At 63.6% G+C, this 15,156-nt stretch carries 13 protein-coding genes; 6 read left to right on the top strand and 7 right to left on the bottom strand.

From position 1 onward, the window contains the following. The first annotated feature begins 27 nt into the window (after positions 1 to 27). From LOY26_RS22655 to ggt, 3 genes are all read left to right on the top strand, one after another. Entirely contained in the window at positions 28 to 618 is a 591-nt protein-coding gene (locus LOY26_RS22655) for an NAD(P)H-dependent oxidoreductase (RefSeq protein ID WP_033702959.1), read from the top strand. A 91-nt stretch (positions 619 to 709) separates the two neighbouring features. Further along, complete coding sequence (locus tag LOY26_RS22650; protein ID WP_033702958.1) at positions 710 to 1,606, top strand: LysR family transcriptional regulator; 897 nt, start codon at positions 710 to 712, stop codon at positions 1,604 to 1,606. A gap of 117 nt (positions 1,607 to 1,723) precedes the next feature. Further along, a complete protein-coding gene (gene ggt, locus LOY26_RS22645; RefSeq protein ID WP_186658906.1) occupies positions 1,724 to 3,391 on the top strand; it encodes a gamma-glutamyltransferase in 1,668 nt (555 codons plus the stop codon). 99 nt (positions 3,392 to 3,490) lie between these two features. Here the strand turns inward: ggt and LOY26_RS22640 are convergent, their stop codons facing one another. Both LOY26_RS22640 and LOY26_RS22635 read right to left on the bottom strand, forming a co-directional pair. Then, a complete protein-coding gene (locus LOY26_RS22640; RefSeq protein WP_186663323.1) occupies positions 3,491 to 5,410 on the bottom strand; it encodes a methyl-accepting chemotaxis protein in 1,920 nt (639 codons plus the stop codon). Between the two features lie 183 nt (positions 5,411 to 5,593). Next, the gene (locus tag LOY26_RS22635) at positions 5,594 to 6,481 is read right to left on the bottom strand and encodes a neutral zinc metallopeptidase (protein ID WP_095064169.1); all 888 of its coding nucleotides are present in this window, start codon (positions 6,479 to 6,481) and stop codon (positions 5,594 to 5,596) included. Positions 6,482 to 6,681: 200 nt separating this feature from the next. Here LOY26_RS22635 and pcaH point away from each other — a divergent pair, with 200 nt between their 5' ends. Further along, positions 6,682 to 7,401 (top strand): protocatechuate 3,4-dioxygenase subunit beta, encoded by a 720-nt coding sequence (pcaH, locus tag LOY26_RS22630; RefSeq protein WP_033702953.1) that lies wholly within the window; start codon positions 6,682 to 6,684, stop codon positions 7,399 to 7,401. A gap of 10 nt (positions 7,402 to 7,411) precedes the next feature. Then, positions 7,412 to 8,017, top strand: coding sequence for a protocatechuate 3,4-dioxygenase subunit alpha (gene pcaG, locus LOY26_RS22625; protein WP_033702952.1), 606 nt, complete (start codon positions 7,412 to 7,414; stop codon positions 8,015 to 8,017). 34 nt (positions 8,018 to 8,051) lie between these two features. Here pcaG and LOY26_RS22620 read toward each other — a convergent pair whose 3' ends face one another. The 5 genes from LOY26_RS22620 to LOY26_RS22600 all read right to left on the bottom strand — a co-directional run bounded on the left by LOY26_RS22620 (position 8,052) and on the right by LOY26_RS22600 (position 13,365). Continuing rightward, positions 8,052 to 8,486: a cupin domain-containing protein gene (locus tag LOY26_RS22620; protein ID WP_258714113.1), complete on the bottom strand. Its 435-nt coding sequence runs from the start codon at positions 8,484 to 8,486 to the stop codon at positions 8,052 to 8,054. Between the two features lie 103 nt (positions 8,487 to 8,589). Then, positions 8,590 to 9,495, bottom strand: a complete 906-nt coding sequence (locus LOY26_RS22615) for a LysR family transcriptional regulator (protein ID WP_258714112.1) — start codon at positions 9,493 to 9,495, stop codon at positions 8,590 to 8,592. 58 nt (positions 9,496 to 9,553) lie between these two features. Further along, the gene (gene trmA / locus LOY26_RS22610) at positions 9,554 to 10,639 is read right to left on the bottom strand and encodes a tRNA (uridine(54)-C5)-methyltransferase TrmA (protein ID WP_033702949.1); all 1,086 of its coding nucleotides are present in this window, start codon (positions 10,637 to 10,639) and stop codon (positions 9,554 to 9,556) included. Continuing rightward, positions 10,636 to 11,931: an NCS2 family permease gene (locus LOY26_RS22605; protein ID WP_033702948.1), complete on the bottom strand. Its 1,296-nt coding sequence runs from the start codon at positions 11,929 to 11,931 to the stop codon at positions 10,636 to 10,638. The genes trmA and LOY26_RS22605 overlap by 4 nt, the downstream gene beginning before the upstream one ends. 213 nt (positions 11,932 to 12,144) lie before the next feature. Then, positions 12,145 to 13,365, bottom strand: a complete 1,221-nt coding sequence (locus LOY26_RS22600) for an MFS transporter (protein WP_033702946.1) — start codon at positions 13,363 to 13,365, stop codon at positions 12,145 to 12,147. 354 nt (positions 13,366 to 13,719) lie between these two features. On the opposite strand from LOY26_RS22600, the gene LOY26_RS22595 reads away from it, so the two are divergent. Beyond that, the gene (locus LOY26_RS22595; RefSeq protein ID WP_258714111.1) at positions 13,720 to 15,156 is read left to right on the top strand and encodes a cytochrome ubiquinol oxidase subunit I; all 1,437 of its coding nucleotides are present in this window, start codon (positions 13,720 to 13,722) and stop codon (positions 15,154 to 15,156) included.

The following is a 15,156-nucleotide window of genomic DNA, read 5'->3' as shown; positions in this document are numbered from 1 at the left end:
GATCGACATCGACACATCGAGGCCAGCATGAAAAAGATCCTTTTGCTCAACGGCGGTAAACAGTTCGCTCACTCCGATGGCCGCCTCAACGCGACCCTGCACGAAGCGGCGCTCGCTCATCTGGACCGTGCCGGTTTCGACGTGCGCCAGACCTTCATCGACGGTGGCTACGACGTGCAGGAGGAGGTCGAGAAGTTCCTCTGGGCGGATGTGGTGATCTACCAGATGCCCGGTTGGTGGATGGGCGCACCGTGGACGGTGAAGAAGTACATCGATGATGTCTTCACCGAAGGGCACGGCAGCCTGTACGCCAGCGACGGCCGGACCCGCTCGGATGCTTCGCAGAAGTACGGCAGCGGTGGCCTGATCCAGGGCAAGCAGTACATGCTGTCGCTGACCTGGAATGCCCCGCAGCAAGCGTTCGACAACCCTGGCGATTTCTTCGAGGGCAAGGGTGTGGACGCCGTGTACTTCCCGTTCCACAAGGCCAACCAGTTCCTCGGCATGACCGGGTTGCCGACCTTCCTGGCGGTGGATGTAATGAAGCGCCCGGATGTACCAGCGGCGTTGGCCGCTTATGAAGCGCACCTGGGCAAGGTGTTTGGCAAGGCTGCGTAAGCGCCTGTGACAGGGGCTGCACAGCAGCCCCCTTGCACAGAGCCCACTGACCCGCTATCTATCACCGCACACTCCAGCCAAGGCCAAGCGCGTGAAAACCCGATCCGAAGAACTCCAGGTATTCGTCGCCGTGATCGACTGCGGTTCGATCTCCGCCGCTGCCGAGCAGATGGGCCAGACCCCGTCCGCCGTCAGCCGCACCCTGTCGCGCCTGGAGGCCAAACTCGGCACCACCTTGGTCAACCGCACCACCCGGCGCATGGACCTGACCGAAGAAGGCCGTTTCTTCCTGGCGCGCTCGCGGGTGATTCTGGAACAGATGGACGAGATGGAAGAGCGCCTGTCGATGAACCGCCAGACCGCCACTGGGCGCCTGCGCATCAACGCCGCTGCGCCGTTCATGCTGCATGCCATCCTGCCCTGGATCGGCGAATTCCGCCGCCAGTACCCCGGCATCGAGCTGGAACTCAACACCGACGACCTGATCATCGACCTGCTGGAGCAAAGCACCGATGTGGCGATCCGCATCGGTGAGCTGGCCGATTCCAGCCTGCACGCCCGCAACCTGGGCTGCAGCCCGGTGCAGGTGCTGGCCAGCCCTACCTACCTGGAACGCCATGGCACGCCGCAGCACGTCGAAGACCTGGCCAACCACTGCCTGCTGGGGTTCAGCCAGCCTGAGTCGCTCAACCACTGGCCGTTGCGCCATGCCCAGGGCGACCGCTGGGCGATCCGCCCTGCGCTGATCGCCTCCAGCGGCGAGACCCTGCGCCAGTTGGCCCTGGCCGGGGAGGGCATCGTCAGCCTGTCGCACTTCATGACCCACGAAGACATCCGCAGCGGCCGCCTGCAGGTGCTGCTGGGCGATGCCAACAACGGGTACCGTCAGCCGATCCATGCGGTGTATTACCGCAACACCCAGCTGGCGCTGCGCATCCAGTGCTTCCTCGACTTCATCCAGCGCAAGCTGGCGATGTACGCCTGCTGAGTTGCCTGAACGCGACAAATCCTGCCCAAAGGCGGCGAAACTTCCTACGTTGGATTGCGCAGTCGACGCGCTTCGGCCTTACTGACTGATCAACAAAAACAACACCAAGGAAGTGTCATGCGTATTGTCCTGTTCCAGTCCATGGCCCTCGGAGCCGCTATCCTGAGCTGTTCCTCGGCCTTTGCGGCCACCCTTGAGGGTGGCGCAGTGGCCGCGCCTGATCAATATGGCGCACAGGTGGCCGCCGATATTCTGAAAAAAGGCGGCAACGCCGTGGACGCCGCCGTGGCAACGGCGTTCACCCTGGCGGTGACCTACCCTGAAGCCGGTAACATCGGCGGCGGTGGCTTCATGACCCTGTTCGTCGACGGCAAACCCTACTTCCTCGACTACCGCGAAGTGGCGCCCAAGGCCGCCAGCCGCAACATGTACCTGGACGACAAGGGCGAAGTGATCGAGAACCTGAGCCTGGTTGGCGTGCGCGCCGCCGGCGTGCCCGGCACGGTGATGGGGTTGTGGGAGGCGCACCAGAAGTTCGGCAAGCTGCCCTGGAGCGAGTTGCTGACCCCGGCCATCGGTTATGCGAAAAACGGCTTCAAGATCGCCGAAAAGCAGTACCAGTACCGCAACGATGCCCAAGGCCTGTTCAAGACCGCGACCAATTTCAACGACTATTTCGGCACCATGAAGGTGGGCGAGCTGTTCAAGCAGCCCGAGATGGCCCAGACCCTCGAACGCATTGCCGACAAGGGCGTGAGCGAGTTCTACCAGGGCAAGACCGCCGACCTGCTGGTGGCGCAGATGCAGGCGGACAAAGGCCTGATCACCAAGCAAGACCTCAAGGACTACAAGGCCGTCTGGCGTGAGCCGATGGCCCTGAGCTGGCGTGGCAACGTGGTCTACACCGCGCCGCCGCCAAGCTCTGGCGGTGTGGCCCTGGCCCAGCTGCTGGGTATCAAGGAAGACCGTGCGGCGGACTTCAAAGGCGTCGCGCACAACTCTGCGCAGTACATCCACTTGCTGGCCGAGATCGAGAAGCGCGTGTTCGCCGACCGCGCCGACTACCTGGGTGACCCGGCGTTCACCAAGGTGCCGGTGGATCAATTGATTGCCAAGGATTACCTGGCCAAGCGCGCCGCGCAGGTCAACCCCAAGGCCATTTCGGCAACCGACGACGTCAAGCCGGGCCTGGAGCCGCACCAGACCACGCACTTCTCGATCGTCGACAAGCAGGGCAATGCGGTCAGCAACACCTACACCCTCAACCTCGACTACGGCAGTGGTGTGGTGGTCAAGGGCGCCGGCTTCCTGCTCAATGACGAGATGGACGACTTCAGCGCCAAACCGGGGGCGGCCAATGCCTTTGGCGTGGTCGGCGGTGATGCCAACGCCATCGAGCCCGGCAAGCGCATGCTGTCATCCATGAGCCCAAGCCTGATGACCCGCGATGGCAAGGTCGAGCTGGTGATCGGCACGCCGGGCGGTTCGCGGATCTTCACGTCGATCTTCCAGGTGATGAACAACCTGTACGACTACGGCATGCCACTTGAGAAGGCGGTGGCCGCACAGCGCGTGCACCATCAGTTGCTGCCCAAGGACACCCTTTATTTCGACAGCTATGCGCCGCTGACCGGGCCGGTAGCGGACGACCTGAAGAAAATGGGTTACGTGCTCGAAGACCAAGGCTGGGAGATGGGCGATATCCAGGCCATTCGGGTGAACGGGGCGAAGCTTGAGACGGCGTCGGACCCGCGTGGGCGCGGGGTGGGGATGGTCGTCAAGTAATAGCTTCCAGCGGGCGGGGAGTCCTTTCGCGGGGCAAGCCCGCTCCCACAAACTTTCAGGTTGTGGGAGCGGGCTTGCCCCGCGAATGCGCTTCAGAGATCAGACACGGAACTGGCTCACCAGCATCTGCAACTGCCCCCCCAACCGCGCCAGCTCAACACTGGACGCCGCCGTCTCGTCACTGGCCGCCGCGGTCTGCTCAGACACATCCCGCACATTCAGAATGCTCCGGCTGATTTCTTCCGCCACCGCGCTCTGCTCTTCCGCCGCCGCCGCAATCTGCTGGTTCATCGACTGAATGTTCGACACCGTGCCGGTGATGCTTTCCAGCGAGGCACCGGCCTTGCGTGCCAGTTCGACGCTGCTGTCGGTCAGGGTCCGGCTACCCTGCATGGCCGTGGCCACTTGCTGGGTGCCGTGCTGCAAGCTGGCGATCAGCTCTTCGATCTCTTCGGTGGACTTCTGCGTACGCTGCGCCAGGCCGCGCACTTCGTCGGCGACCACGGCAAAGCCGCGGCCCGCCTCGCCGGCACGGGCGGCTTCGATCGCGGCGTTCAGCGCCAGCAGGTTGGTCTGTTCGGCCACCGACTTGATCACGTCCATGACGCTGCCGATCTTCTGGCTTTCCTGCTGCAGCAGGCTCATGGCTTCAGTGGAGCGGTGCACTTCTGCGGCCAGGCGTTCGATCTGGCTGATTGCCTCACCGACCACACGGTCGCCGGCACGGGCTTCGTCATCGGCACCGGTGGCGGCATGCGAGGCCTGCTCAGCGTTGCGGGCGACTTCCTGAACGGTTGCCGCCATTTCATGCATCGCGGTGGCCACTTGGTCGGTTTCGACCTTCTGGCTGTTGGCACCTGCGCTGGTCTGTTCGGTAACGGCCGACAGCTCTTCGGCGGCGCTGGCGATCTGGGTGACGCCGTCGCGGATGCCGCTGATCAGTTCGCGCAGGGTGGTGCCCATGCGGGCGATGCCCTGTTGCAGCACGCCCAGCTCATCACGGCGGGTGACACGCAGGTCGTGTGTCAGGTCGCCGCCCGCGATGCGTTCCACCGCTTGCAAGGTTTCCTGCAGCGGGCGGGTGATCTGCCGGGTGATGAGCACCGCTGCCAGTATGCCTACCAGCAACGCCAGCAGGGTCGCGATGGCCTGCAGGCTGCGGGCCTGTGCACTCTCGATGTCGCGGCGCTCCAGCTGGATCTTGTACAGCGCGTCGCTGGTCTTGACGATGTCGGCGCCCTGGACGGTCATTTCTGCGCGTGCGCTGGTGATATCGGCGAGGGCATCGCGGAACTGACGCACGGCGTCACGGTAGGCCAGCACCGACTGTTCGAACTGTTGCAGGCGGGCATCAGCAGTGGGCAGCTGGCGCTTGAGGTTGTCGACCTCGGCCAGCGCCGCTTCGAGCTGGCGCAGCGCAGCCTGCTCGTTGGCCGCGCTGTTATCGGCAATGTAGCCGCGCACGTCGATGCGCACCTGCAGCAGTTGCTGGCGGGCCTTGCTGATCAGCTGGTACTGGGCCAAGCGCACGCTGTCACTTTCGAGGCGTGCCATGACGTCCTGGCTGAGGGCATCCATGGCCTGGTCGGCCTTGGCTGAAGAAACATTCATGGCATCGCGGGCGGCGCGGGTGGCGTTGTAGCCTGCGCGCATGGTGCCCAGCGACACCTTGTACTGGCTGATGGTCTGCCCAAGGTCGTGCAGCAGTTTGACGTTCTCCGGGCTCTTGAACGAGCCGACCAGGCGTTGCTGCTGGTTGCTGAAGGTATCCAGCTTGGCCAGGGTGTTGGCAGCCGCCGCATCGTCGCCGTTGGCAATCATGTACTGCAGGCGGGCAATGCGCAGGTCAGTCAGGTCCTTGTTGAGCTGGCTGATATCGCTCATCCAGTTGCTGCGGTCGATCAGGCTGCCGAGGCTGGTCCAGCCAGTCAGGGCCAGCAGGCCGGTGAGGATCAGCACCAGGCCGAAGCCCAGGCCGAGTTTGAGGTTGACGCTGATGTTGGCAAACCAGCTGTTCATGCGCGCACTCCAGAAGTTGTTTTCGCTCTCTTGATCGTCGATCGCAAGGCGTTGTTGTTCTGGGTGCCCGCTGATTCGTGCAGGGGTTATCGGCAATGAAGCTGGAAGCTGAAACGCTTTTTCAGCAGATTTGTAACCGGTCGTCCGGTTGAAACGGGGGCTGCCAGGCAGCCCCGCAGGGTGTCACAGGTTACGTGCACTGAAGGTATCGCAGCTGTTCACTTCGCCCTCGGCAAAGCCAGCCTTGAACCAGCGCACGCGCTGCGCCGAGGTGCCGTGGGTGAAAGAGTCGGGCACCACGCGCCCCTGGCCTTTCTGCTGCAGGCGGTCGTCACCAATGGCGTTGGCCGCATTCAGTGCTTCCTCGACGTCCCCTGGCTCCAGCCAGTTCAGGCGCTTTTGTGCCTGATACGCCCACACCCCGGCCAGGCAATCGGCCTGCAGTTCCTGGCGTACCAGCAAGCCGTTGTCGCCCTCCATGCGCTGCCCATTGCGGCGGGCCGCATCAACCTTGGCCGACACGCCGAGCAGGGTCTGCACGTGGTGGCCGATTTCGTGGGCGATGACATAGGCCTGGGCGAAGTCGCCCGCTGCGGCGAAGCGGGTTTCCATCTCGCGGAAGAACGACATGTCCAGGTACACCCGCTGGTCGGCCGGGCAGTAGAACGGGCCCACCGCCGCCGAAGCGAAGCCGCAGGCAGAGTTGACCTGGCCGTTGAATAGCACCAGCTTGGGGTCGCGGTACTGCTTGCCGGCCTGGGAGAACAGCGCCTTCCAGGTGTCTTCGGTGTCACCCAGCACCGAGGCGACGAATTCGGCCTGCTGGTCATTGGCCGGCGGCGCCTTGGTGCCCACGCTACTGGGGGCCTGCTGTTGCTGTTGCATTTGCCCGGTGAGCTGGCCAAGGATCTGCAGCGGGTCTTGCCCGGTGAGCCAGCCAATGCCCACGATCAGCAGGATCGCCCCCAGCCCCAGGCCCTTGCCGCCGCCAAAGCGCATGCCGCCACCACCGCCACCTTCGCCTCGGGCATCGACCACGTTGTCGCTGCGTCGGCCTTTTCGCCATTCCATGAATGCTCTCCGGAGCGTGAAACAAGAAGACAAAGACTAGTTCACCTCAGCGAAAGGTGTCAGCCAAAGGTGTTGAGCCATAACCATATGGTTATGTATTGAGGGGCTGATTTCAGTATTCATCCCACGCGAGTTATCCGAAACTGCAAGTCCGCCTGCCACGTACAGGCGTTTTGATAATACCAAGAGAGGAAAACGGCATGCCCGCCCAGGACACCAGCCGCTTCGTGATCCGTGATCGCAACTGGCACCCCAAAGCCCTGACCCCCGACTACAAGACGTCCATTGCCCGCTCCCCGCGCCAGGCACTGGTCAGCATCCCGCAGTCGATCAGCGAAACCACCGGCCCGGATTTCACCCACCTGGGTTTCGGTGCCCACGACCATGACCTGCTGCTGAACTTCAACAACGGTGGCCTGCCAGTCGGTGAGCGCATCATTGTTGCCGGCCGGGTTGTCGACCAGTACGGCAAACCGGTGCCCAACACCTTGGTAGAAATGTGGCAGGCCAATGCCGGCGGCCGCTACCGGCACAAGAACGACCGCTACCTGGCCCCGCTGGACCCGAACTTCGGTGGCGTTGGCCGTTGCCTGACCGACCGCGACGGCTACTACAGCTTCCGCACCATCAAGCCCGGCCCGTACCCATGGCGCAACGGCCCGAATGACTGGCGCCCTGCGCACATTCACTTCGGCATCAGCGGCCCGTCGATCGCCACCAAGCTGATCACCCAGCTGTACTTCGAGGGCGACCCGCTGATCCCGAAGTGCCCGATCGTCAAGTCGATCGCCAACCCCGAGGCTGTGCAGCAGTTGATCGCCAAGCTCGACATGAGCAACGCCAACCCGATGGACTGCCTGGCGTACCGCTTCGACATCGTGCTGCGCGGCCAGCGCAAGACCCACTTCGAAAACTGCTGAGGACTCCGCCATGCCAATCGAACTGCTGCCGGAAACCCCTTCGCAGACTGCCGGCCCCTACGTGCACATCGGCCTGGCCCTGGAAGCGGCCGGCAACCCGACCCGCGACCAGGAAATCTGGAACCGCCTGGCCAAGCCAGAAGCACCGGGTGAACACATCCTGTTGATCGGCCAGGTCTATGACGGTAACGGGCACCTGGTGCGCGATTCGTTCCTGGAGCTGTGGCAGGCCGATGCCGCCGGCCAGTACCAGGATCAATACAACCTGGAAAACGCCTTCAACAGCTTTGGCCGCACTGCCACCACCTTCGATGCCGGTGAATGGACCGTGCAAACGGTGAAGCCGGGTGTGGTGAACAATGCTGCTGGCGTGCCGATGGCGCCGCACATCAACATCAGCCTGTTTGCCCGTGGCATCAACATCCACCTGCACACGCGCCTGTATTTCGACGATGAAGCCGAAGCCAACGCCAAGTGCCCGGTGCTCAACCTGATCGAGCAGCCGCAGCGCCGTGAGACGTTGGTTGCCAAGCGTTGCGAAGTGGATGGGAAGACGGCCTATCGTTTCGATATCCGTATTCAGGGGGAAGGGGAGACGGTGTTCTTCGACTTCTGAGTGAAGCTTGGGGCCGCAAGGCGGCCCCGGCCTCTCAACCTTTGACCGGTTTCAGGTCAAAGGCATCGGCCTGATACTGGAATAACAGGCAATCGGCAGCCGCCGTGCAGCCACTTTCATGCACCAGGTCGGCTGGCAGTTTGTAGTAGGCTCCGGCCGGGTACTCGGTGCGCTTGCCATCGATCACTGCGTAGAACGTCCCGCTCAATACCACTGTCGGCAAGGTCTGGCTGTGCTGGTGCAGGCCGTTGTCGGTGCCTTTTCTGAATTTCACATAAGCCGAATACGGCCCCTTGCCAAAGATATCGCCTTCGACGTTGGCGTAGCTGACGGCGCCGCGGGTGTTGGGCACGTCCTGCCACTTCAAGCCCGCGTTGTCAGGGACCGAAACGGTTTGTTCTGCTGCATGGGCGAGGATTGCCACAGCGCTGAGCGCGATGCCGGTGATGACTGCCTGCAATGATTTCATGATGAGTCCTCTTCGCTGAAGTAACGTGCAGCGAAGGTTAATGAATCATCAAGAGCACAAATACGGCCTCAACTCCGCAAGACTTGTGCAGATAAAGCACAAATCAGCCCTGCCACCTGGGCGTTGCGTAGTAGTGCTGCACGTAATCCAGCAGCGCACGCACCTTGGGCGCCAGGTAACGGCTCTGTGGATAAACCGCGAACAGGCTGCGCGCCGGCTGCCGCCAATGGCTCAGCACCTGCACCAGGCGCCCGTCGCGCAGCGCATCATCGACGATGAAACGGTCGAAACTGGCGATGCCCAGGGCGCCGATGGCGGCGGTGCGCAGGGCCATGGGGGAGTTGGCGCTCAAGCGCCGGGGCATCAGGATTTCACGCTGCTCGCCCGTGTCGTTGGCCACCTGCAAGCGTTGCGGGTGCAGCAACTGGCTGTAGCCGAGCAACGGGTGGCCGGCCAGGTCGTCGGGTGAGGCGGGCGTACCGTGGCGTTGCAGGTAGCGCGGTGCGGCCACCAGCAGGACTTCACTGGTGGCCAGACGGCGTGCCACCAGGCTGGAGTCAGGCAGGTGGTCGGTGACCCGCAGGCACACATCGATCTCCTCCTCCAGCAGGTCAACGAAGCGATCGCTGCAGTGCAGCTCAATCTGTAGCTGTGGATGGCGCTCGACAAAATCTGGCAACCAACGCCCCAGTTCCAGCTCGCCAAAGGCGGTGGCAACGCCCAGGCGCAAGGTGCCGGCAGGTTGTTGCTGATGCTCGGACAGTTCAAGGGTCATGGCCTGCATCTGTTCGAGGATCTGCACGCAATGGCGATAGAACAGCGCACCGGCTTCGGTCAGGTGCAGGCGGCGGGTGGTACGGGTGAGCAACTGCGTGCCGAGGTGGCGTTCGAGGTGCTTCACCTGGCGTGACAGCACGGTATGCGAGACGCCGGCCTGCTTGGCGGCGGCGCTGAAGCTGCCGAGGTCTACGACCCGGCGGAAGGTGTGCATGGCACTGAACTGGTCCATCGGCGCAACTCTCCTGGCAGTGTGCGTTGGGGCCGGCCAGGCCCCAACGCGACACGGATCAGCGCCGAACCAGCAGCACCCCGCTTTCCATGTGATGGGTATACGGGAACTGGTCGAACAGCGCGCAGCGTTCGATACGGTGGGTATCTTGCAGCTGGGCGATGTTCGCCGCCAGCGTTTCCGGGTTGCACGAGATGTACAGAATGCGCTCGAAACGCCGGGTCAGCTCGCAGGTGTCCGGGTCCATGCCGGCACGCGGCGGGTCGACGAACACGGTGCCGAACGTATAGCTTTTCAGGTCGATGCCTTCCAGCCGGCGGAACGGCCGCACCTCGTTCAGTGCCTGGGTCAGCTCTTCAGCCGACAGCCGCACCAGCCGCACGTTATCCACACCGTTCTCATCGAGGTTGCTCAGCGCTGCATTGACCGACGTCTTGCTGATCTCGGTGGCCAGCACTTGGCGCACGCGGGTGGCCAGCGGCAAGGTGAAGTTGCCATTGCCGCAGTACAGCTCCAGCAGGTCATCGTCGCGCTCGCCAATGGCGTCGTAGGCCCAGCTCAGCATCTTCTGGTTCACCGCGCCGTTGGGCTGGGTGAACGCGCCTTCTGGCTGGCGATAGCTGAATACGCGGCCCGCCACGTCCAGTTGCTCCACCGCATAATCACGGCCGATCACCAGGCGCTTGCCCTTGGAGCGGCCGATCAGGCTCACCCCCAGGTCTTCGGCCAGCTGCCGTGCGGCCACTTCCCAGGCCTCGTCCAGCGGGCGGTGGTAGCACATCGTGACCATCGCATCGCCCGCCAGGGTGGTAAGGAACTCCACCTGGAACAGCCGGTTGCTCAGTGCCTCGCTGGCCTGCCAGGCCGCCTTGAGGCGCGGCATCAGCAGGTTGATGCGCTCGCTGGCGATGGGGAAGTCGTCGATCAGGATCGCCTTGTGCTTCTCGCCTGGGGCGAACATCGCGTAGTGGCGCTGACCGTCCTCGCGCCACAGGCGGAACTCGGCGCGCAGGCGGTAGTGCTCGCGCGGCGAATCGAAAACAGCCGGTTCCGGCGCGCCAAACGGCGCCAGCAGCTCGCGCAGCCGGGCAACCTTGGCGTCCAGCTGGGTGGCGTAGGAGGAGGGGTCGAAAGCAGCACTCATGCGTTGAACCAGCCCAGCTTGATGACGAACAGGATGGAAAGGATCACCAGGGCCGGGTTCAGGTCGCGGTGGCGGCCGGAAATCAGCTTGATGGCAGTCCAGGAAATGAAGCCGAAGGCGATGCCGTTGGCGATCGAGTAGGTCAGTGGCATGGCCAGGGCCGTCACCACCACGGGCGCGGCTTCGGTGACGTCGTCCCAGTTTATTTCCGCCAGGCCCGAAGCCATCAGTACGGCGACGAACAGCAGCGCCGGGGCCGTGGCGAAGGCCGGTACGCTACCGGCCAGCGGTGCGAAGAACAGCGCCAGCAGGAACAGCACGGCCACCACGATGGCGGTCAGGCCGGTACGCCCGCCCGCGCTCACGCCGGCAGCCGATTCGATGTAGCTGGTGGTGGTCGAGGTGCCCAGCAGCGAACCGGCCATGGCCGCGGTGCTGTCGGCGATCAGGGCGCGGCCCATCTTCGGCATGTGGCCGTCCTTGCCCATCAGGCCGGCGCGCTTGGCCACGGCGATCAGGGTGCCGGAGTTGTCGAACAGGTCGACGAACAGGAAGGCGAAGATCACGCTGATCAGGCCCACATCGAGGGCACCGGCGATGTCCAGTTGCAGGAAGGTCGGTGCCAGCGAAGGGGGCATCGACACGATGCCGCCGAACGGCGTGACGCCCATCGCGATCGACGCGACAGTGACGGCCAGGATGCCGATCAGCACCGCGCCGCGCACCTTCAGCGACTCAAGGCCGACGATCAGGAAGAAGCCCAGCGTGGCGAGGATCACCGAGGGCTGCTTGAGGTCGCCCATGCCCACCAGGGTGGCCGGGTTATCGACGACGATGCCCGCGTTATGCAGGGCAATCAATGCCAGGAACAAACCGATGCCTGCGGCAATGGCCGAGCGCAGCGGCAGCGGGATGCTGTTCACGATCCATTCGCGGATGCGGAAGATCGACAACAGGAAGAACATCACCGCCGACAGGAACACCGCACCCAGCGCAACCTGCCAGGTATGGCCCATGTGCAGAACCACGGTATAGGTGAAGAAGGCGTTCAGGCCCATGCCCGGCGCCAGCGCGATCGGGTAGTTGGCGATCAGGCCCATGGTCGCCGAACCGATGGCCGCGGCCAGGCAGGTGGCGACGAAGATCGCACCTTTGTCCATGCCGGTCTCGCCCAGGATGCTGGGGTTGACGAACAGGATGTAGGCCATGGCCAGGAAGGTGGTGACGCCCGCAAGAATCTCGGTGCGCACATTGGTGTCGTGTGCTTTTAGTTGAAACAGCCTTTCCAGCATGCCCGCTCCCCAAGGCGCCCCCGGCGCCGTGATATGTATCGACCCCATCAGCAAAGCACAGACCGTACCGGTTGCCGTGGTTTTATCTGGGGCGGAAAAAAGCCGCGCATCATACCAGCATGCTCGGCAGGGGCCTATGGCCTTCGGGGAATGGCTTTTCCATCGCCTGTGGCAGTGGGGTTTAGCGGTGAAGAGGCCAGTACCGCCGAGCCATCAACCGCTGTGCAAGCGGTCGCGCTTGGCCAGGGTCGGGAACAATTTTATCCACACCCCGGTCACCACCAGCGTGCCCACGCCCCCCAGCACCACCGCCGGCACTGTGCCAAACCAGTGCGCGGTGACGCCCGATTCGAATTCACCGAGCTGGTTCGAGGCACCGATGAACAGCCCGTTCACAGCGCTCACCCGCCCGCGCATCTCATCTGGCGTCTCCAGTTGCACGAACGAACTGCGAATGACCATGCTGATCATGTCCGCCGCGCCCAGTACCACCAGCACCGCCAGCGAGAACCAGAACGACGTCGACAGGCCAAATGCGATGGTCGCCACGCCAAACACGCCCACGGCGGTGAACATGGTGCGGCCTACCTTGCGCTCGAACGGGAAGCGCGCCAACCACAGCGACATCAGCAACGCCCCCACCGCCGGTGCCGAGCGCAGCAGGCCCAGGCCCCAGGGGCCGGTCAGCAGGATGTCTTTGGCGAACACCGGCAACAACGCGGTGGCACCGCCCAGCAGCACGGCGAACAGGTCCAGCGAGATGGCGCCGAGGATGTCTGGCCGGCTGCGGATGAAGCGGATGCCGGCCAGCAGCGACTCCAGGCTGGCACGGCCACGCTGGGCCACTTGCTGGCGTGCGTCCAGGCTCAATGTCAGCGCACAGGCAATGGCGTACAGCGCCACGGTCGGGCCGTACACCCAGATACTGCCGAAGGCATACAGCAACCCGCCCACCGCCGGGGCGACGATGGTGGCTGCCTGGGTCGCCGAGGCCGAGGCCGCCACCGCCCGTGGGAACAACCCCGGCGGCACCACATTGGGCAGCAGGGCCTGGGTGGCCGGCATCTCGAACGAGCGCGTGGCGCCCAGCAGGAAGGCCAGGGCGAAGATCAGCTCGCGGCTGACGTTGTCGGTGGCGCTGCCCACTACCAGCGCCAGGGCAATCAGCCCCTGCAGGCTTTGGCACAGGGCAGCGACCTTGCGCCGGTCATAGCGGTCGGCGACATGCCCGGTGTGCAGCATGAACAGCACCCGTGGGGCGAATTCGACCAGGCCGACCAGGCCCAGGTCGAGCACATTGCCGGTGAGCTGGTAGAGGTGCCAGCCAATGGCCACGGTGAGCATCTGGAAGCCGCTGGCGGTGAACACACGGGCCAGCCAGAAGGCGAGGAAGGGGCGATGATGGCGCAACAACTGCGGTGCGGAATCGGGCATCGGAAACCTGTGGCCTCGGCGCAGTAGAGGGGCCGGCAGATTATCATCTGTTTGTAACAAGCAGTTACTGTTTGCCGTGATCGGCACTTTTTCACAGGTTCTGAAAGAGGGTGGGGCAACAGGTCACGCGGCAATCAACCACACGGCCCGGCTGGCTATTCAGGACTATGCTTGCAGTCAGTCGTTGATCTGGATCAATCGTTGTATTTGCAACGAACCGGCAACGATGTGGCCCTTGGGCCGGAATCCCTGCGATTGCACAGAACAATTCAAACTCGCCGCACTCGATACCGTGGGGGCAGTAGGCGCAAAGGCCACGAGCCCGAACGCCGGATTATCTGAAGAGGAAGCACTATGTTCGGTTTAGAGGCCCTAGATCTCGCCCGAATCCAGTTTGCGTTTACCGTGTCCTTTCACATCTTGTTCCCGGCCATCACCATTGGTCTGGCGAGCTATCTGGCGGTCCTTGAAGGCCTTTGGCTGCGGACCCACCACCAGGTCTACCGTGACCTTTACCACTTCTGGTCGAAGATCTTCGCCGTCAACTTCGGCATGGGCGTGGTCTCTGGCCTGGTCATGGCCTATCAGTTCGGCACCAACTGGAGCCGCTTCTCCGATTTTGCCGGCGCCGTCACCGGCCCCTTGCTGACCTACGAGGTGCTGACGGCGTTCTTCCTCGAGGCAGGCTTCCTGGGCGTCATGCTGTTCGGTTGGAACCGTGTGGGCCGTGGCCTGCACTTCTTCGCCACGGTCATGGTGGCGCTTGGCACGCTGGTCTCGACCTTCTGGATTCTGGCGTCCAACAGCTGGATGCAGACCCCGCAAGGCCACGAAATCATCGATGGCCGGGTGGTGCCGGTGGACTGGCTGGCAGTGATCTTCAACCCCTCGTTCCCCTACCGGTTGATGCACATGGCCACCGCCGCGTTCGTCGCCACCGCCTTCTTCGTCGGTGCATCGGCGGCCTGGCACCTGCTGCGCGGGCGTGACAACCCGGCCGTGCGCAAGATGCTGTCGATGGCCATGTGGATGGCGCTGATCGTCGCGCCGGTCCAGGCGGTGATCGGTGACTTCCACGGCCTCAACACGCTCAAGCACCAGCCCGTGAAGATCGCGGCCATCGAAGGCCATTGGGAGAACGTGCCGGGCGAGCCGACCCCGCTGATCCTGTTCGGCATCCCCGACATGAAAGCCGAGACCACGCGCTTCAAGGTCGAGATCCCAGCGCTTGGCAGCCTGATCCTGACTCACAGCCTGGACAAGCAAGTGCCGGCGATGAAGGAATTCCCGGCGGCGGACCGGCCTAACTCGACCATCGTGTTCTGGTCGTTCCGGGTCATGGTCGGGCTGGGCTTGCTGATGATCTTCGTTGGCCTGTGGAGCCTGTGGCTGCGCAAGCGCGGCACGCTCTACAGCTCCAGGCCGTTCCTGTACCTGACCTTGTGGATGGGCCCCTCTGGCCTTGTCGCCATCCTTGCGGGTTGGTTCACCACCGAAATCGGCCGCCAGCCGTGGGTGGTGTATGGCCTGATGCGCACCTCCGAAGGGGTGTCCAACCACAGTTATGCGCAGCTCGGCTTTACCCTGGTGGCGTTCGTGGTGGTGTACTTCGCGCTGTTCGGCACCGGCCTTGGCTACATGATGCGCCTGGTGCGCAAAGGGCCGCAGACGGGCGAGGGTGATGAACCCAACCCGGGTGGCCCAGGCCAGAAACGCACGCCGGCGCGGCCGTTGTCCGCCGCCGATTATGGCCATGAGGCCGACACTGCCAGCCTGAGCAAGGGGAACTGA

The organism is Pseudomonas sp. B21-047 (assembly GCF_024748775.1).
In the GTDB taxonomy this organism is placed as follows: domain Bacteria; phylum Pseudomonadota; class Gammaproteobacteria; order Pseudomonadales; family Pseudomonadaceae; genus Aquipseudomonas; species Aquipseudomonas capeferrum.
Note: the sequence above shows the minus strand (reverse complement) of the source record. Positions and strands in the feature narration are given on the sequence as shown.